General features: G+C 68.3%; 12 protein-coding genes. 4 read left to right on the top strand and 8 right to left on the bottom strand.

The annotated features are described in order from the left end of the window. Positions 1–31 precede the first annotated feature (31 nt). Positions 32–334, bottom strand: a complete 303-nt coding sequence (locus D1350_RS21110) for a helix-turn-helix domain-containing protein (RefSeq protein ID WP_164545260.1) — start codon at positions 332–334, stop codon at positions 32–34. Positions 335–723: 389 nt separating this feature from the next. Between D1350_RS21110 and D1350_RS21105 the strand changes: the two genes are divergently transcribed. The 3 genes from D1350_RS21105 (at position 724) to D1350_RS21095 (ending at position 11,746) form a co-directional block, all read left to right on the top strand. Further along, the gene (locus tag D1350_RS21105) at positions 724–9,549 is read left to right on the top strand and encodes a golvesin C-terminal-like domain-containing protein (protein WP_125778021.1); all 8,826 of its coding nucleotides are present in this window, start codon (positions 724–726) and stop codon (positions 9,547–9,549) included. Positions 9,550–10,625: 1,076 nt separating this feature from the next. After that, the gene (locus tag D1350_RS21100; protein ID WP_125778020.1) at positions 10,626–11,189 is read left to right on the top strand and encodes a hypothetical protein; all 564 of its coding nucleotides are present in this window, start codon (positions 10,626–10,628) and stop codon (positions 11,187–11,189) included. A 29-nt stretch (positions 11,190–11,218) separates the two neighbouring features. Continuing rightward, positions 11,219–11,746, top strand: a complete 528-nt coding sequence (locus tag D1350_RS21095) for a peptidoglycan-binding domain-containing protein (protein ID WP_125778019.1) — start codon at positions 11,219–11,221, stop codon at positions 11,744–11,746. A gap of 177 nt (positions 11,747–11,923) precedes the next feature. Here the strand turns inward: D1350_RS21095 and D1350_RS24210 are convergent, their stop codons facing one another. The 3 genes from D1350_RS24210 to D1350_RS21080 all read right to left on the bottom strand — a co-directional run bounded on the left by D1350_RS24210 (position 11,924) and on the right by D1350_RS21080 (position 14,468). Then, complete coding sequence (locus D1350_RS24210) at positions 11,924–12,316, bottom strand: hypothetical protein (protein ID WP_206074632.1); 393 nt, start codon at positions 12,314–12,316, stop codon at positions 11,924–11,926. Between the two features lie 103 nt (positions 12,317–12,419). After that, complete coding sequence (dprA, locus tag D1350_RS21085; RefSeq protein ID WP_125778018.1) at positions 12,420–13,448, bottom strand: DNA-processing protein DprA; 1,029 nt, start codon at positions 13,446–13,448, stop codon at positions 12,420–12,422. Between the two features lie 15 nt (positions 13,449–13,463). Beyond that, positions 13,464–14,468 (bottom strand): hypothetical protein, encoded by a 1,005-nt coding sequence (locus D1350_RS21080; RefSeq protein ID WP_125778017.1) that lies wholly within the window; start codon positions 14,466–14,468, stop codon positions 13,464–13,466. A gap of 468 nt (positions 14,469–14,936) precedes the next feature. Here D1350_RS21080 and D1350_RS21075 point away from each other — a divergent pair, with 468 nt between their 5' ends. After that, complete coding sequence (locus D1350_RS21075; protein ID WP_125778016.1) at positions 14,937–15,263, top strand: hypothetical protein; 327 nt, start codon at positions 14,937–14,939, stop codon at positions 15,261–15,263. 4 nt (positions 15,264–15,267) lie between these two features. Here the strand turns inward: D1350_RS21075 and D1350_RS21070 are convergent, their stop codons facing one another. The 4 genes from D1350_RS21070 to D1350_RS21055 all read right to left on the bottom strand — a co-directional run bounded on the left by D1350_RS21070 (position 15,268) and on the right by D1350_RS21055 (position 19,652). Then, positions 15,268–16,539 carry a hypothetical protein gene (locus D1350_RS21070; RefSeq protein WP_125778015.1) on the bottom strand — a complete coding sequence of 424 codons (1,272 nt, stop codon included), beginning with the start codon at positions 16,537–16,539 and terminating at the stop codon, positions 15,268–15,270. Next, positions 16,539–17,291: a hypothetical protein gene (locus D1350_RS21065; protein ID WP_206074631.1), complete on the bottom strand. Its 753-nt coding sequence runs from the start codon at positions 17,289–17,291 to the stop codon at positions 16,539–16,541. Before D1350_RS21065 ends, D1350_RS21070 begins: the two co-directional genes overlap by 1 nt. A 13-nt stretch (positions 17,292–17,304) precedes the next feature. Further along, positions 17,305–17,772 (bottom strand): single-stranded DNA-binding protein, encoded by a 468-nt coding sequence (locus D1350_RS21060; RefSeq protein ID WP_125778014.1) that lies wholly within the window; start codon positions 17,770–17,772, stop codon positions 17,305–17,307. A 68-nt stretch (positions 17,773–17,840) separates the two neighbouring features. Continuing rightward, a complete protein-coding gene (locus D1350_RS21055; protein WP_125778013.1) occupies positions 17,841–19,652 on the bottom strand; it encodes a type IV secretory system conjugative DNA transfer family protein in 1,812 nt (603 codons plus the stop codon). Between the last annotated feature and the right edge of the window lie 2 nt (positions 19,653–19,654).

Raw genomic sequence — 19,654 nt, 5'->3', positions numbered from 1 at the left:
CAGGCGGACGGACCGCGCGCTGTCTCGGTGGTTACAAGACCTCGGCTGTTTCGCCGAAGAGCAGGTTGAGGTCGTCCGCGGTGAGTTCGAGGACGACGTCGACGTCGGCCATCGCTTGCTCTGCGCGCTCCAGGACGAACGTTCCGAAGGCGGTCAGGCGTGCCGCTCCTGGGTGGTCCTCGAGGAGCGGGTCGTCGTAGTGGTCGACGAGGTCGCCGATTCGTCGTCGGACGGTGGACTCCGACTGGTGCATCGCCCGGGCTGCTGCGGCGACGGAACCGTGGTCGGCGAGGGAGCGTAAGAACAGCCAGTTCTCGATCGGTGGTCGCGCCATCGGCTGCGCTTCGTCGTGTCGTCCGTCCTCGGACGCCGGTGAGGCTCGTGCACGGTGACCGTACAGGGCAGACCACTCACGCCGCGAAGGGTGATAATCCGCCATCAAAGGATGAAATCGCGGCAACGGTTACCGCGACGATCAAGACTGCGTCAAGGCGCTGGTGAGAACTTCACCCGCCAGATTATGGAAGCGCCGAAGTCTGGGAAATGTCTGGTTCGTCAGGCAAAGTCCTATCCGTTCGTGGCTCGGACCTCCCGCTGGCGGAGGCGGCCTGACCGGGGAGAGGTTCTTTCATGGCTCGCAGGGCGACTGCTGTACCGGCGTCTGCTTCGACGTCCACCCCGACGGGCGGGACGGAGTGGTTGACACGGTTGGCGGTGTCGGGCTTGACGTCTCTCGCCCTCGTCGCTGCATATGTGGTGCCCGCCGGGCCGGCGTTCGCTGCCGAGGACGCCGTGAGCTCGGAGGACCGCGCCGCGGCCGAGGCTGCAGCGTCAGCACCGCAGGCTGAGGAGAGCAGTTGGTGGACCGACCTGTTCGCCGGTGACGGACCGGACCTGGCGGACGCCCCCCTCACGAAGGCACCCACGGTCGCGGACCGCGAGCACCTCCCGCCCGGCCAGGCTGCTGAACCGGTGGAGCGGACGGGCGAGATCCCCGGCCTGCGCTCGGTGAACACGCGGACGTTCGCGATGAGTGACGGCACCCAGCAGGTCGAGATCTCGAGCACCCCCGAGGCGTTCGAGACCTCAGACGGCAGCTTCGCCGACATCGACCCCACCGTGCGGGCCGTCGACGAGGCGGCCGGTGGTGCGGCGGGCCCGTCGGCGAAGAGTGCCGACCAGGCGGCCTCCGCCGCCAAGGCGGACGGCTTCGCGTTCGGCAACACGTCCAACGTCGCGCGTTCCTGGTTCGGGACCTCGGCCGACGCGCTCGTCCGGGTCGAGGCGGCCGCAGGCGCCGGGACGGGCGGTGTGACCGTCGGTCTCGTCGGAGCAGACGACCTCGCAACGCCCGTAGTGGACGGCGCGACGGTCACCTACGAGGACGTCGAGGCGCTCGCGGGCGGTGACCTGGTCTACGAGGTGGGGCCGGGCACCCTCAAGGAGCGCATCGTCCTGGACGAGGCGCCCAAGAAGCCGGTCGCGTTCGAGTTCCTGCTGGATGTGGACCCGGGCCTGACACCGCGCGTCGACGAGGACGGGAGCATCGGGTTCTACGGGGAGGGCGTCGACCCGGTCCTGACGATGCCGCCCGGTCTGATGTGGGACAGCGCCACTGCTGACGAGGGCAAGGCGGTGGCGGCGGACGCCGTGGAGCGTGCCGTGTCCGAGGACATCGCCTACGACCTGGCGAAGTCCGGGGACGACTGGGTCCTGACCGTGACGCCGGACCACAAGTGGCTCTCCTCCAAGGACCGCGTCGCCCCGCTGACGATCGACCCGACGATCGTGATCGCGCCGACACCGACGACCAGCCGGGACACGTTCGTGCTCTCCACGTCGCCGACCAGCAACTACAGCAACTCGAACCGGATGTCGGTGGGTCGCACCGCCACCGGTGTCGCGCGCGGCCTGATCACGTTCGAGGACCTGCTGAACTTGGTGCCCGCCGGGACGGACCTGCGGTCTGCGAGCCTCGAGCTGTACTTCGACCAGGCGCAGACGGAGTACGCGACGAACGTCGCGCTCGAGGCGCACCGCGCCACAGGCCCGTGGGTGTCGGGCACAGCGACGTGGAACAACACCAGCGGCCTGGTCGGTGAGCTGTCGGGCACGCAGATCATCGTGGACGACGGCGATGCGGGCACCACGTCGGCGACGGGTTCGTGGCCGACGTCGACGAACTCGACGTTCGTGCAGTACGCCGTCGGCAACGACTACAAGTACAACAAGGACACCGTCGCAGGCGGCAAGTACGCGTGGCAGCCGAACCTCCCCGTGGCGGGCGACTGGCGCGTGGACGTGCACCACGTCCCCGGCACCGACCGTTCCTCCAGCGTCCCCGTCGCCGTGAACTTCAACGGCGGCACGAAGAACTACACGGTGGACCAGCGTCGCGGGTCCCAGGGCGTGTGGACCACCCTGGGCACGCACCCCTTCGCAGCGGGCACCGCCGGCAAGGTCGTCATGAGCGACACCCCCGCCAGCGGGACGGTCGCCGTGATCGCCGACGCGGTGCGCTTCACGCACGGCTCCACGGTGGTCAAGCCCGCCGGGCAGCTGCAGCAGTGGCACAAGTTCGACGTCACCGACACCGTCCAGAAGTGGATCGACGGCACCGCCGCGAACCACGGCTTCGTGCTGACCGGTGCCGACGAGTCGAGCAACGGCCCGATCGGCGGGCCTCGCTACGAGACGGCGGAGTACGCGTTCGACGGCGAGCACCGCAACCGTCCCAAGCTGGTCCTGACCTACGGACGGCCGGGCGTCGAGCTGAGCGCCCCGAGCACGATCCACTCGACCGGAGCTGAGCTCGCGTGGGGCGCCTATGCGGACCCGAGCACCGGTGCGGCTGACGATCTGGTGGAGTACCAGGTCCACCGCAGCATCTACCAGACGTTCACCCCGTCGGCTTCGACGCTGGTCGCGCCCGTGGCGCCGGGGACGACGTCGTTCACCGACACGACCGCGGTGCCGACGCCCGCGGAGTCGACCGACCCGTTCGGTCGCGCGTACTACTACTTGGTCGCGGTGAAGACCGCGGACCGGGCCGTCGTCGCGGGCACCACGGAGCTAGTGCGCCTGCCCAAGGCCGGCCGGACGACGAAGGTCGTCGAGGCGACCGGCGACACGACCGTGTCGTCCGGGCAGCCGAACACGAACCTGAACGTGATCAACGAACTCGGCAACCAGTACTGGGACATGGTCGGCAACGACTCGACCTACTACGGGGACGTTCGGACGCTGATGGCGTTCGACGACTGGGGAATCCCGGCGACCGCGCAGGTCGAGTCGGCCCACCTGCGGATGTGGCAGTCGATCACCGAGACGACCAACGGCAGCGCCACCTACGACGTGCAGGCGCTGACCCGCACGTTCGACCAGACCCAAGCCACCTGGAACCGCGCAAGCTCGGCGACGACCTGGACGACGCCGGGCGGTGACCTCGGCGGAACAGTCTACGACGACCTGACAGGCTTCGGCGAGGGCCCCGAGCGCATGGCCTGGGACGTCAAGCCCCTCGTGCAGCAGTGGGTGTCCAACCCCACCGGGTTCAAAGGACTGGTCCTCAAGACGCACGACGAGACCGTCGCGCAGGAGCACACCCTCTTCGCCTCCCTCGAGGTGGCCGACAACGGCGGCCTCGAGCGGTCCGGACCGCGGATCGCGATCACTTACATCGACCAGACGCCGGAGTCGACGTTCTACGTGCCGCAGACGCCGTCGCGCATGGTGCCCGGCAGCGCGCAGACCGTCGACGTCACACTGACGAACACCACCACCTCGACGTGGACCGTGGCCGGCCAGGCGCTGACCTACTCCTGGTCCTTGCCCGACGGCACGGCTGTGGGCGGGACGATCCCGACCACCGCGCTGCCGCAGGACATGAGCCCCGGTGAGACCCGCACTGTCCCTGTCCAGGTCTCCGCACCCGCCCTGTCGGGCGTGTCCAGCGGCAACAAGCGTGCCGACCTGAGCCTGACGTGGCGCGTGGTCGACAAGGCCGCGCCCATGCAGGCCGGCCTCGCACCCTCCGCCGGCGGACAGGGCACCGGTACGTCGCCGGCCTCCCTCTACTTCGGGATCGCGGCTCTGCCGGCGGGTGGCCTGAAGCAGAACGTCGCCGTCGAGGACCCGACGTCCGACCAACTGGGCCTGGAGTCCTTCTACACCTACGCCGGGAAGAACACCGGCGCCGGCTCCACGATCATGAACAACGTCGCGGCAGGCAACGCCGTCTGGTCCTACGACGCGTTCTCCAACCCGGGCCGAGGCCTGTCCACGTTCGCCCGCTTCGCGTACAACTCCCAGGACACCAGCGACACGGTCTCCGGGTTCGGCTGGTCCGCGCAGATCAGCGGCCCGATCCGCCTCGGCGCCCCGCTGGACTTCCACCCCAACCCCCGACCGACCGAGGTTTTCCTCCCGGACGGTGACGGGACCACCCACGTCTTCCGGCTCGACGCCACGACGGGCAGCTGGATCGCCCCCGCGGGCGTCAACTACAAGCTCACCGCCGCGGACGGCCTGGACTGCACGCCCGGCAAGGACGAGCAGCCCCGTGCGTGGACGCTCCTGCGGCCCGACGGCACCCGGTTCTTCTTCGGGTGCGACGGCTACATGACGGCCACCGTCGACAAGAACGGCAACACCCAGACCTTCACGTATGCCGAGCGGAACTCGAACAACCAGCCGCGCAAGTTCCTCCAGTACGTGACCGACCCGGCCGGCCGCCAGACCCTCACCGTCGACTACTGGGAGAAGGGCCAGACCGGCTACCAGTACATCAACGCCGCAGGCCAGGTCACCACCGCCACGGGCAAGCTCTCCAACTCGAAGATCTACGACCACGTCAAGTCCATGACGGACGTCTCGGGCCGGCGGATCGACTTCTTCTACACCGAGCAGGGCCTGCTGGGCCGGATGGTCGACGGCGCGAACGACACCGCGCTCGCCAAGACCTTCGCCTTCACCTACGACGCGGTCCAGGGCAACAAGAACGTCAAGCTCGTCCAGGTCACCGACCCCCGCGGTAACGCCACCGACCTGTCGTACTTCTACCCCTCCGAGGGCGACGACCCCAAGGACCACTGGGCCGTCCAGACCATCACCGACCGCCTCGACGGCGTCACCACCTTCGACTACGTCCCGCACGCGACGACCGACGACTGGTGGAACACCACCGTCACCGACGCCAAGGGCAACAACACCACCTACGTGTCGGACGACTTCGGGCGCCCACGCAGCGTGACCAACGCCAAGAACGAGACCGTCACGCTGACCTGGGACGGCGACAACAACGTCCGAACCCTGACCGAGGCGAACGGCGCCGTCACCGCCTACTGCTACGACCCCAAGACCGGCTTCCCGATCTGGCAGCGCGACGCCGAGCAGAACGCGGCCCACGGCGGAGCGCCGGGCACCTCAGAGTGCGTTCCCGGCGAGACCGCCACCCAGGCGCCGCCGGGCGCCGCTGTCTACGAGTACGCCACCCGCGCCGACGGGTACGCCGCGGACATCTTCCGCACCACCTCACCCGCCGGCCGCATGAACCAGTTCTCCTACGACCAGTACGGCAACCTCCTGACCGTCACCGACGGCAGGGGCCTCGCCACCGCGACCGAGGGTGACTACACCACGTCGTACACGTACGACCAGTACGGGCAGCTGCTCACCGCGACCGACGCGAACGGCAACACCACCGAGCACCGGCAGTACACGCCCGTCGGGTACCCGGAGATCACCGAGGACGCGCTCGGCAACATCGCGACCACCACCTACGACGTGCGAGGCCAAGTCACCCAGGCCGCGGACCCCTTGGACGGACTCGTCACCCAGACGTACGACGTCTACGGCCGGCCACTGGTCGGCACCGTACGCAAGTCCGCGACCGAGACGATCACCAGCCCTGCGCCGGCTTACGACGCGAACGACAACGTCACTGTGTCCACCGCGCCGAACGGGGCCGTCTCCACGGCGGTATACGACGCCACTGACCAGATCACCAGCGCGTCGGGGCCGAAGGACACTCCGACGTCCGGCGACCGCATCAGTACATACGCGTACGACAACGTTGGAAACCTCCTCAAATCCGTCGAGCCGAAGGGCACGGCGACGACGAGCAACCCGGACGACTACACGACCAGTTATTTCTACGACGAGATCTACCAGTCGATCGCTGTCAAGAACGCGGTCGGGGACCAGATCGAGTACGAGTACGACAACGTCGGCAATGTCGTTGAGGTCCGTGACCCCAAGAAGGTTGCCTCCCCGAACCTGGACGACTACACCTCCAAGACCGAGTACGACCGGAACCACCGTCCCGTCGCCGGGATCGACGCCGCAGGCAACCGCTCCACCACCACCTACGACGCCGACGGGCTGACGCTCTCAGCCACTGACCCGCTGGGAAGCACCAGCTACGTCACCTACGACGAGCGCGGTGCCCAGGTCGAGACGAAGGCACCGCACTCTGGCACTGGTGGCGCGACGGTCTTCCGGACCACGCAGTTCGAGTACGACGAGGTCGGCAACACCACCCGCGTCATCACGCCGCGCGGCGTCGCCACCGCCAACGTCGACGACTTCGCGATCCGCACCGAGTACGACGCCCTCAACCGGCCCGTCCGGTCGTACCAGCCGTACGACCCGGCCCACACCCGGTACAACGATCCGAACGTCTACACCGAGACGACCTACGACGCCGCCGGTCGCGTGACCGCGACGTCGCTGCCGCCGTCGGAGGGCCAGACCATCCGCAACACCAGCGGGGTCGAGTACTTTGCCAATGGTTGGGTTAAGAAGTCGACCGACCCGTGGGGCATCGCGACGACGTATGAGTACGACGCCCTCGGCCAGCAGACAGCCCGCACCCTGACGTCCGCTGACGGTTCAACGAACCGCACGATGACCTGGTCATACTTCCCCGACGGGAAGCTGGCCGCGACAGCCGACGACGGCGTGCCGGTCGGGTCGAACATTGCAATGGCCGACAACACCGACAGCCAGCAGGCGAATCCCACCGGCACCTGGGGCACCGGCAACATCACCGGCCAGCAGGGCTACGACCACCGCACCCACATCGCGGCGACCTCCACTGCAGACAAGTTCACCTGGAACCTCGACGTGCCCGCCGACGGTGCGTACGACCTGTACGTCACCTATCCCCAGGTCAGCTCCGCCGCGTCGGACGCCCCGTTCACCTTTACCCACGGTGAAACCGGCGCGGAGACCGCTGAGCCGGTGGCCCGCGTCGACCAGCGTCGAGGCGGCGGGGCCTGGCACAAGGTCGGCACCTATACCCTTTCGGCCGGGGAGCCGACCCGGGTCGAACTTGCACCGACCGGTACGGGCGTGGTCGTGGCCGACGCGGTCCGTCTCGTGCGAGACAACACGGCCGACGCTGACACTGAGCAGAAGACATTCACGTACGCCTACGACGTTAACGGCAACCTGATCAGCATCGCCGACGACTCCTCCGGGACTGGGGCGGCGGATGCGTACACGATCGCGTACGACGGCCTCAACCAGGTGTCGTCCGTGACTGAGGCCCTCGCGGGGCAGACCACGGCCACCACAGGCTACGCGCACGACGCCAACGGCCTGCCGACCACGGTCAATCACCCGAAGCAGAGCTCTGCGTACACGTACGACCTGCGCGACCTGGTCGACACCGTCACGGTTGACGACCTGACCGACACCGCCGCTGGTAAGACCACGCGGTACACCTATACCGTCCGTGGGCAGCAGGAGACCGAGACCAAAGCCAACGGCAACCTCGCCACGTACACGTACTTCAACGACGGCGCGCTGAAGTCCCTGCAGGAGAAGGACGGCACCACACTCGTCTCCTCCCACGAGTACACATATGACCCCAACGGCAACCAGGCCACCGACGCCGCCTCGAAGCAGAACGCCGACAACGCTGCCGCGTACCTGAACTCGACCACAACCTACGCGTACGACCCCGCCGACCGGCTTACCGCGAAGGTCAAGGCCGGCAATGGGGCGTCTGTCGAGACGTACGTCCATGACGACAACGCGAACGTCATCAGCCAGAGCGTTGGCGGCACGACCACGTCGTACACATACGACCGCAACCGGCTGTTGTCCGCCGCTCTGGGTGGCACGAGCGCGGCCTACCACTACGACCCTTTCGGCCGGCAGAAGTCGACCACCTCCGTAGGCCAGGTCATCGCGCGGACCACCTACGACGGGTTCGACCACGTCGTGAAATCCGAGCAGATGAACGACGCAGGGCAACTCGAGGCCACGACGTACACGTTCGACCCGCTAGACCGGACCACGTCTACCACCACTGGCGGAAAGACCACGGACTACACCTACCTTGGGATGTCCTCCGAAGTGCTCACCGAGCAGGTCGCCGGTCAGCTCACCAAGTCTTACCAGTACTCCCCCTGGGGTCAGCGCCTGTCCCAGGTCACCCATGAGGGCACGTCGACCGAGACGGCCTACTACGGGTACAACGCCCACACGGACGTCGAAACCCTCACCGACGACACCGGCAAGGTCACAGCGACCTACGGATACACCGCCTACGGGTCAGACGACACCTCCGAGTTCACCGGCATCGACAAGCCTGACCCCGGCGACCCGGCGCCGAACGAGCCCTACAACGCGTACCGCTACAACTCCAAGCGGTGGGACGCCAGCTCGGGCACCTACGACATGGGATTCCGCGACTACTCTCCCGGCCTCAACCGGTTCACGACCCGGGACATGTACAACGGGGCTCTGGCCGACGTGGGACTCGGCGCCGACCCCTACTCGGGTAATCGCTACGCATTCACGGCAGGCAACCCCATCAGCCGCATCGAAGCCGATGGTCACGACTGGCTCTCCGATGCCGGGAATTGGGTAGCGGACTTTGGATCCAGTCTCTTGGACCAGGCCGTTGCAGGACTGGAGGGCACGGCCGACTGGGCAATTCAATGGGGTACTGGCTTCGTCGGATGCCTTAAGGAAGACCAGGCGACCTGCGACCAAGCGGTCGCAGCCGGCGATCAGATGTCCCTTGAGAATCAGTGGGCGGGCCTCAAGAGCGACGTATCTGGTATCCAGGCAGGCTACGAGTCGGGCAGCAGCGCCGTTGCAACCGCAAGCGCGGTCCTGCTGGTCGGAGACTTCGCATCCCGAAAGCCTAGGCCAAAAACTCCGGACGCTTCCCCTGAGGGTGGAGTGGCTCTCGGCCTTCGTAACCACGGGCTACGCGAATTCGCTGAAAAGAACGGTCTGACGCATTTTCTTGATGTGGAGGAGTGGAAGTCGAAGGTTCACGAGGCGGTGAACTACTCAGGCGAGCAGCTTCATATCATGCTTGACGGGTTTCACGGGGGCACCCCCTCCGAAAAGTTCCAGCTCGCGTACGAGAACGGAATCGGTGACAACTGGTTTGCCACCGAATGGGAAATGGGCATCGTTGGGCGATCGCTTCGAGTCGAAACCCGCGATTGGAGTAGTATATCCTTCTACCTTGACGGTTCGCCTGTTCAGTTTGATATGCCGACCCTGCGGAAGCCCGGGAGCTGATTGGAATGCAAGAGCTCGAGATATTGCGAGTGTGGAATCGCCGATTCCGCTTGTGGCATTACACCGTGATGCATCAGACCCTCCTGTTTAGGAGCGTGGAGGCGAGTGAACCACGCCGTGTCGACCTGGTCTTCACTGGAGTCGGTGCCGTCCACTCTAAGTCCGAACTCGACGGGATCAGGTTGGCGCGTAGGCTGCCTGAAGGGTCGACTGGAGCGGATGGGAGCACGTTTCTGCTCAATGACGAGGGTGACTTCCTCGTTGCTTCTGGGGTCTGGTGGCGCGAGGACGACGGTGACTCTCGGACGCCCCCGTCGGGCGGCATCTATGAGAGCAAGGCGGCATGGTGGTCGGCTGCCCCCGGTGCGCAAAGCGTGGACCGGGAATCGTCGGAGTCGTAACCCAACCTCGATCATGCGGGTGTCGGGGGCAGTTGATTCGCTGGGACCGAGGGATTCCGGCACGCTCTGCTGCACGACAGCAATCCGTTGGGGCGGGGCGTTGGGGGCCGTCTCGGGGATCTTCGGGTTCGAGGATGATTACGATCCTGTCGAGCGTGGTGTTCGTGCTGCCCTTTCAAGGCATCAAGGCGGAGAGTATCAGGTCGATCAGGTCTCAGAAGGGCTCGCGTCAAGCTGGCACCTTGCTACAGTTTTGTTCGATAAGGGTGAGCTTGCGGCACCCTTTGTCAAGGGGCTGCATGTCGCGAACTACGCATTGATGACTGCAAGAGACGGTGGTACCGGACAGGTTCTTAGAAGCTCGTTGGAGACAGCTATGGAAGCCGCACGTCTTTGGCCAGAGCCGGTTGCGATCGCGCCATTCTCCAACCTTGCGGAGTTCGAGTCGAAGTGTCAGGAAAAGGACATTGCTCAGGCCCTGTCGGGGGACATTTCTTCATTAGTCTCTGAGGCTGAAAAGGAGTCACAAACCATGAGGTCCATTGTCCAGGCGTGGCCCCGCTCAGGACCGGAATCAACCTAAAGCGGCCTAGGCGAGTGCCGAATGCTGGTTCATGAGTGCACAGACGGACGGGTGACCTTTTGGCTGCCCGACACGAATAAGTGGGAGATCATGTGACGCGCATCAAGTGGCTTGGGATTCCTGTGGCAGCAGTGCTGTTGCTTGCGGGGTGTGCCAGCCCGTACGTTCTGGAGGACCGAGGCGCGGCAGAAGTGGCGACCGAGCAGCCGGCGTCCGAGCCGACTGTTGTTCCCGCTAGCGGTGCGATGGCGTCTCTCGACGCCGCTGCGTTGATCGAGGAGCTGCGCGGTCGCACGGTTGTCGGTGAGTTCCACCAGGTGGGTAGCGGGGAGGACCCGGAAGGGCGGCCGTACATTCAGTACGGGACCGATCAATACACCCATTCGCGAGAGGTCGACCCGACCGCGCCCGGCGGCGCGGTCGTGACGATGGGCGTCGGAGAGTCCAGGTCGTACGCAGCGAAGGACTTCCCTCCCGGTCTGGTCGTCGCGGAGCTCAGGACGAAGCACGGGGTGCCAGCGTTCGGCTTCTCCGAGGACGAGAACCCGAACTTCACGCACCTCGAGGTGCCCCTCGGACGTGCCAACCTGCTCCTCGCCGGCACGGACGTCAGCATCGATGAACTGCTTGCCTTCGCCAACGAGGTGACGAAGTGATCCGCCGCGTTGCGCAGTGTCTGGGAGCGATGAGCCTCGCGCTGGTGCTGACGGTTGTGCCGTCGAATGCGGCCATGGCCTACAGCGCCAGCAACCCGACTCTGACGGGACTCCCCGTCGTTGGCCTCAATTACGTTCGCCAGGGGAACCTGGTGGGATTCTGGCAAAACATCCTGTACGCGGACAGCTACATCACCAAGTGCCTGAGCGTCAACTCATTACACGCCATCGACGGGCATTTCGGCAGCCGGTCGCATCAGTACACCGGATACTGGCAGTCGCACTTCGGGCTCACAGGCGACGGAATCGTCGGCCCGAACACGTGGGGCAACATGTGGTCTCGTGTGTACGCGTCGAACTCGAGTCTCGGCGACGGCCACGTCCACTACTACAAGTACTACGACGGCAGTTTCCACGACATCTCGTTCATTCGCCTGACCACCACGTCGGCCTATGATCACGCACTCGAGGGCGAGTGGGGCTTCCACTCGAAGTCCAACCCGAACGGGGACATGGCCGACCTGGACTACCCGGCAATCACCTTCTACCCATGCTGAAGTTGGATTGAGAGCGTAGATGGAGGGCGAGTTGATATCTGTGTGAACCTCTCGCGGATACATGGCGGTTCGCGCGCGGCGCCGCACTCATGTGGCGTCGCTGTCGTCTGCCCTTTGGGCGACAGCGACGCCACGCCAGGAGCAGCGTTGCCAGGTGTCGGTGTCCAGCCGGTGGGGTCAGAACGGGTCGTCCGTGCCCTGCGGCCGGTACGGAGCCTGCCCTCGGTCCGCCGAAGTTGGCGGAGAGCCCGCGACTTTGGTCGCGCTCCTGCCTCGGACCGGCAGACGCGGGTAGGGACGTCTGGGGATCGAGGTGTAGACGTCCCTGGTCTGGAGCCAGACGATGAGCTCGTCAGTGCTGGACGGGGCGCCGATCGGCTTGATCATCACCATGACGTGGTCCTCGGTCCAGCGGATCGCTCGCCCGGGCACGAGCTCGTCCCCGGCGGGCCAGGCGAGGCGCACGATCACGGCGATGCTGCCTTGCGGGCGCACGGGCACCCTCTTGGGCATGGAGAAGTTCAGCGGATGGTCCGCTGGCCACCAGTCGCCCCCGTCCCGTTCTCGCACCTACCAAGGCTAACGCCTCCTCGAACGCACGTTCGACACCGGCGAGCCGAGGAGCTACGCGCCACGTTGCTGGCAGGTCGTGATCGTGTCGCGGGGCCTCTGCTCAGAGGGACGGCCCGGGCGTGGGTGAGGGGCGTCCGTTCTGTGCTGGCGCGGTGGGAACGAGCTGGAGTCGTGGTCTGCCCCGCTCAGGCTGTGGCGTGTCGCTCTTGTCGTCGATGAGGGCGACGACGTCGGCCGTGCTGGTCACCAGGCGTGCTGCGCCTGTTGCGATGAGGTGGTTGGTGCCGGAGCTGGCGGGGGAGGTGATCGGCCCGGGGATCGCGCCGATCGGCCGGCCGAGGGTGGCGGCTTCGTGGGCTGTGTGCAGGGAGCCGGACCGGTTGGCTCCTTCGACGACGACGACTGCGCTGCTGAGGGCGGCGACGAGCCGGTTCCTGGCGAGGAACGCGTCCCGCGACGGTGTGCTCCCCGGGGGCGCCTCGGAGAGCTGGAGGCCGGTGGTGGCGATCTGCTGGTGCAGGTTCCGGAGCCCGGCCGGGTAGGTGTGCCCGAGGCCTGACGGGAGGACCGCGATGGTGCGTCCGTCGTTGTGGAGCGCGGCCTTGTGTGCGGCGTCGTCGATCCCGTACGCGCCGCCTGCGACCACCCGCAATCCGCGGCTGGTCAGCCCGGCGGCCAGCTCGGCCGCGACCTTCAGCCCGTACTCGGAGGCGGCGCGTGACCCGGTCACGGACACGCAGCCCGTGGCGCCGGGGGAGAGGAGCCCGAGGCGGCCCTTGGCCCACAAGGCCACCGGCTCCCGGCGGCCCAGGTCGCCAAGAGCGGCCGGCCAGCTGTCGTCGCCGGGGATCAGCACCTCGAGCCCGTACTTGCCGGTGAGCTCGACGACCCGGTTCAGGCCCGCGACGGTGAACCTGTCGGAGACTGTTTGATGCCAGGTGTTGGCCAGGGTGGTGTCGAACCGGTCGGGCATCTGGTCGGACAGCGCCAGGCGCACGGTCTCGGTCGCGCCGACCGCCGCGACCAGCCGCCCGGTCGTGATGTTCCCCGGCGGGCACGCGATTGCCAGCAGCACCCGCGCGGTCCGCTCGTCCGCCGCAATCTTGCGCAGGGCTTCCTTCTCGTCCATGACTGTCACTGCCTTTCAGAGGCTGGGCGCGTCGCCGCGCAGGGTGGCCGACGGCGGTCGGGGCGCCTGGGCGCGGACGCTGCGGTCCGCCTCGGGGGCAAGACGGGCCTCGGGCGGGTGCCAGGACGCCGATACCGCGACAAGGCCGCGGGACAGGGCCTGGGCGACGATGCGGGACACGACGTGGTGCAGGACGACGTCGACGGGCTCGTCGTCGCACCGGACGGTGTACCGGGCGGCGTCGTGGTCGGCGTCGCCCACGACGCCGGCGGTCCCGACGATGTGCTCGGGGTAGGTGAAGCCGTAGTACTCGTTGACGTACTCGACACCGCCCGGGACGGCGACCGGGTGCAGGTTCAGGAAGTCGGCGGAGCGGACAGGCTCGCCGGGCAGGCGCCTGCGCAGGAACAGCAGGTCGCTCGCCTCCGCATTCTCGACGGGCAGGTCCGGGCGGAAGAACGTGGCGGGCAGGCGCGCCGCACCGAGCAGGTCGGCGTTGTCCAGGAACAGCTCGCGGTGCGCCGTCTCGGGACCGTCGAGGACCTGACGGGAGGCGACGGCGGCCACGATCCCGCCCGGGAAGGCGTGCGCGATCGCCGAGCGGAGGTACTCGTTGTGGATCTGCGCGATCCGCTGCTTGCCGTACTCGGACCGGAAGTGCACGTCCGACCACGGCAGGGCGGTGATCACCACGTCGTGCGTGGCCGGGTCGTGCTCGGTGAACGACCGCAGCCGGACCATGTCCTGCGGCCACGGATACCTGCCGTCCTGGCCGGCCGGCGGGATCGCCGCAACCCACTCCTCGTAGATCGACGTCGAGACCTGCCCCCTGGCCGAGATCCCCGCGTGCACGGCCGCGTGATCGCCCAGGACCAGCATCCGGCCCCGCTCCACGCCCAGTCCGCGCAACGCACCCCAGACCTTCTGCGCCAGCAGGGCGTGAGCGGCGCACGCGTCGAACGTCCCGTGCCGGTACATCGCCTCGGCATCAGCGTTGTCGAGCTCTTCCTCGCTGGCCATGACCAACTCCCGTCTCTCGAGGGCTCTCGAGAGACAGGTGCCCGGCCGACGCCGAAGAGCAGTAACCCGGGCGCGCGCCGAGGACGGTGAACGCCGCAAGGGTGTGGGAATGCGCAGAAGAGTCCGCTCGGATGCTGCCGACGCCGACCGGCCGGGACCCGGACCCTGTGAAAAGTGTGCCAAGCCGCCGCATCTCTGGCTGGGCGCAAGCCGACCAGCCACCGGACGGCGCCCGTGGACGGTTGTGGAGCCGGCTCGTGTGGGATCCCGGTGAGCCGGTCGGCCGGGTCGGCAGCCCTATCGGACGCGAACACCGTCCGACGGCATCGACTTGAGCCGACGGCTCAGTACGCGCTACGCCAGCGCGAGAACGTCATGGCACGGACGCTGGGAGCACGGTGCTGCACGCAGCCGGCAGGGAGAGATGTGATGAGGCCGGGAGCGGTGGGTAGGCGTAGGGTCGGGAGCATGGCGATCACGCGACGAACCGCCGTCTTCGCGCAGCTCGCAGCGTCTCTCGAGTCTTGTCTGGATATCGAGGGCTACGCGGCCGAACCCGGCGAGGTCGACCGGGTGCTGAACACGTTCCTGGAGGTCCGTGCCGCGGAGATGCGGATCCAGCCGCGTTCGATGCTCACCTATTTCGCCTCGCCCGAGATCGCGCTGTCGATCGCCCAGAACCTTGCCACCTGGTTCGCGGCTGGCCCGCCGTCCGAGCAGGACGCGCAGCGGATGGGCCGCCTGGCTGGCGCGGTGCAGCAGATGATCGACGACACGGACCGGCCGAACTCCTGAGAAGTCACAGATCTGGGCCCGGACGGTCTGGGTTCGGGCGAGGCGGGTGCGGTGGAGGATCGCCCATGCCGCCGGGGCGCTGCGCGTTCCTCCACTGAACGGCACGAGGATCGCGGTCGCTCAAGGGCGGCGGCTCGCCCGCGAGCCCCTTGGGGACGTTGCGGTTCTGGCGGACATGGTTGGCACGTAGGGCTGTGATCCGTCGACGGACGTCGTCGAGGTCGTGCCGGTGCACGAGGGTGTAGTTGATCGGTGTGTCCGGGTCGTCCCGCTGCGCTTCGCGGATCCGTGCGTCGACCGCTGCGCTTGTCTCGGCGGTCAGGCCGGCGGCATGTGCGTGGTCGACGATGTCCTCGAGCCGTAGGGCCAGGCTCGGGAACAGCCTGTACCCCCGGGCAGGGCGGACGGCCAGGTCCGGTGGCCCCCACGTGCTGGCCCGTGCCTCCAGCTCGCCGAACACGTTGAGCGGGTTGGCCAGCCAGTACTGGTTAAGCTCCACGACTGCCTCCCCGACGCGGTGGTCGTGGGTGGGCAGGAACACGCAAGGGGCGGTGTCGGTGCCGGGGACGAGCGGCCGGCGGAAGATCAGGAGGTCCACGCAGGACTCGTTGCCGGGCAGCCCCGGGCGAAGTGCTCCCGAGGGCAGGCGGACCGCTCCGACGAGCTCGCCGTGCCGGGCCAGCTGCTCGCGGGAGCGGCGGTCGGGGGAGTCCATGACCTCGCGGGAGGCCAGCGTGATGCAGTAGCCGCCGGGCTCGGTGTGTGCGAGGCAGCCGAGGATCGCCATGACCTGGGCCTGACGTCGGGCATCCGCAATGCCCGGCCTGTGGAGCGAGACGTCGACGTGCTGGGGCAGGTGCACGACGACGTCGTACCGGTCGGGTGCGGTGTCGTCGAAGAGCCGCAGCGTCAGCCCGGGGTGGGGTGCTTCGGAGGGCGTCGCGGACTCGGGGATCTGGGCGAAGAACCCGCCGGCAGCGCCGGGGTGGAGTCGTCGCTCGTCGGAGGGGACACCGGCGAGGACCTCGGGGTCCTGGCCGACCACGAGCATCCTGCCCCCGGGCACGCCCATCGCTCTGAGGTTGCGCCAGAGGGGGGTGGCGATGACCTCGTGCGCGTCGGTGGCGTGGACGGCGTGGTGGTCGGCCATGGCGGTGAGGTCGGCGCGGGCGGCGGCCTTGGCGTGCTCGTCGCCGTCGTACGCCTCGTCGAGCCACCGGTCGAGATCGGGGCCAGGACCAGGCCCGAGGTCGCCGTCGAACGGGTCGTCGTCCATCACTCGTCCCTCCGGAGGCTGGGCCGCAGCGCGCGGCCGTCGAGCATCGGTTCACGGCGGTGGGCGCGGGCTTGTTCTTCGATGTCGCGTCGGCGGGCGATGTCGGCATCCATCCACGTACGGAAGTCGGCCTGGCGGTCGCTGATCGGGACCGGTGTCGCGGCGTCGGTCCAGGTCTCCTGGGCGCCGAATCCCGGTTCGCCGGGCCACAGGGTCACCGGGGTGGGGCGGTCTTCGACGAGAGAGGTGCCCGACTGCGACACCCATTCGTGCAGCCGCCGGATCGACTCGGACAGCTCGCGGTGCCAGTTGACCGGCGAGCCGGCGTGCGCCTCGGGGTCGTAGGCGGCCAGCCAGGCGGTGTGCAGGGCTGACAGCTCCCATCTCAGCTCGGCGTGGCGGTGCCACAGCGGCGGGATGATCGTCACGCCGAGGCCGTAGTCGCGCCGCAGCCAGTGGACCCACCCGTCGAGCTCGGGCCAGTATTCCGAGGCGTCGGCGGCGCTGAGCAGGTTGAGGTTGATGGGCCGCAGCGCGGGCCCCGGCTGGAGTCCGGTATCGGCCCTGTCGTCCATGCCGAGAATGTCGAGCTCGCCGAGGTCGTCCTCGTCAAAGTCGTCCAAGTCGTCGTCGCCAAGGGCGGCGACGTCCATCGGGAGCCTGAACGATCCGGCGAGGTAGGCCTCGAGCAGGCTCTCCGCGTCGGGAACGCCGCCGGGGCCATGTGCGCGGGGGTTCTCGTCGTCTGCCATAGGACCCGTCCTCTCACGCGACGGGTGCCGGCTGGTCGGGCACGGTCCCGGCGACGACTGAGTCGACGGCGCCCGTCGTTCCGGTGCCGTCCCGTGTCTGGCGTGCGGCGGTCCGGCGGCCGGCGCGTCCGGTGCGGCGTGGCCGGACGCGGGTGACGGTGTAGTCGGTGCGGGCGGCGTCGTGCCCGATGCGACGGGCGACGAACGCGCCGGCGTCGTGCTCGGAGACGTGACCCGAGGCCACGACGACGTCGCCGAACCGGAACCGGCGGGCGAGGCACAGGGCGGCCTTGCCGCGGGCGACGAGGAAGCCGTCGACGGGCTCTGCTTGGGTGAAGGTGCCGTCGGGCTGGTACTCGGGCTTGGGCTCGGCCGCGAACCGGACGCGGACGTACGGCTTGCCCTCGTCGGTGTGCTTGAGGTGCGGGTCGGCGGTGAGCCGCCCCTCAACGCTGTCGAAGGTGGGGATCTGCTCGGGCATGGTCTTCCCTCTCGCGCTGGGTTGTGTGGTCGCCTTGCAGGTGTGCGGGCTGCTCCCGGGACGGGTGATCAGCCAGCCGGTGCGGCTTCGGAGCCGTCACCGGCGGTGCCGTCGCTCGTCTCGCGGATGCTGGTCTCGAACGCGGCACGTCCTGCGGTGAGCTGGTCCGCGTCGGCCCGGCGGGTCCAGGGCCGCAGCGCGGCGATGATGGGCGGCGCGGATCGCAGCAGGACCAGGCCGGTGCCGAACGGCAGGGTGCGGATCTGCTCGGGCGGCAGGACCGGCACCCGGCGCAGGGATCGCTGCAGGGACCGGGATCCGTCGGGTCCCATGGTCCAGGAGTCGGTGGTCTCGTCCTTCTCGCCCAGCAGCGCGGACAGGTCGCGCAGGTCGGACGCGGAGGAGGTGCCGCCCAGGACGACTTTCACGATGGACGAGTCCCAGATCGCAGCAGCCGACTCCGGCCCCCACTGGTCGCGTGCCTGAGCCATGGACTGGAACACGGGGACCGTCGTTATTCCGGTGCCGCCGCCGTCAGCCATGAGGAACCGCAGGGACGGCAGCGGGGCGATGTTCCCGATCTCGTCCAGCGCGAGGAGCAGCGGCGGGTCCAGGCGCTGGCCGGGGGATCGTGCGGCGAGCCCGCGGGCGGACTCGGTGAGGTCCTCGATGAGGGCGGCGACCAGCGCCGAGGACGCCGAGGCTCCCGAACCGGTCGCGAGCAGGTAGAGGGTGCCGCGTTCGCGCAGGAACCGTTCGGGGTCGAAGTGCTCGTCGGGTCCGGGGGAGACGGCGTCGAGCACGTCGGGGTCAGCCAGGCAAGCCAGGGCCTGTCGGACGCCGATCCAGACCGAGCCGCGCGAGCGGCCCTCACCGTTGATCATCCCCTCGAGGCCTTCACCCCACCCGTGGGCGGCCTTGGGGTGAGCGCGCAGGATCGCGATGGCGTCCGCGGCAGCTGCAGGGGACAGGGACCAGACGAACAGGTCCTTGGGCGTCCGCCCGCCCAGCGCGGCGGCGTGCAGGAGCGCTTGAAGCGCACCGCGGGTCGTGTTCTCCCAGAAGCCGCCGTTCTCCACGCCCTTGCCGCCGATCCCGGTGTCCTTCGCCAGGCCCGCCGCGCGGACCATCGCCCGGCGTGGGACCTCGCAGCCCCGGATGGGTGACCATCGCATCCCGGTGCCGAGGTCGCCGGCGAGGTGCTGCGGGTCGAACACCGCGACCGGCCCGACCGCCTGCCGGGCGGCGAGAGTGACAGCGAGAGTGTCGGGCCGCGTGCTGGTGGTCACGACCGCGCCGGGGGCATCCAGCACGGCGTTGATCACCAGGTGCAGACCCTTGCCTGACCGGGGCGGGCCCAGGACGAGCATGGAGTCCTCGACCGACGCCCACAGCTCTCGGCCACGTGCGTGGCCCAGGAGGTAGCCGACGTCGGACGGGGTCGCCTTGACCAGCGAGGGCCGCAGGGTTCTCGACCGGCGGACCAGGGACGTGCGCGAGCCGGTGCGGGCCAGGTCGGACCTGCTCGCGAGCCCCTTGGTCGTGTTCGTGTGCGCCGACGGCGTGCGCAGACCTCCCACGACCCGCCACACCAGCCAGGCGATGACCATCGCGGCCGCGACGAGCACGGTGACGGTGAGCCAGTAGACGAACGGGTTCAGGCTGTCGTTGCCGAACGCCCTGCCGGGGTGGGCGGGGTCGGCCAGGACCTTCAGCCCGGTGACGGGCCCGCCGTCGGGCGTGGCACCTCCGGTGAGGAACGCGGCGAGGTTCGCGGAGAACCGGAGCACTGCCGAGAGCGTCAGCAGCGCGACCAGGGCGATCAGGGCGAGGGTGGTGAGCTCGTCGCCGCCGTTGCGGCCAGTCGTTGTGGGCGACATGG

It is taken from the genome of Antribacter gilvus, assembly GCF_003946865.1.
Lineage (GTDB): Bacteria > Actinomycetota > Actinomycetes > Actinomycetales > Cellulomonadaceae > Antribacter > Antribacter gilvus.
The sequence above is the reverse complement of the archived record's forward strand: the minus strand, read 5'-3'. Positions and strand labels throughout refer to the sequence as shown.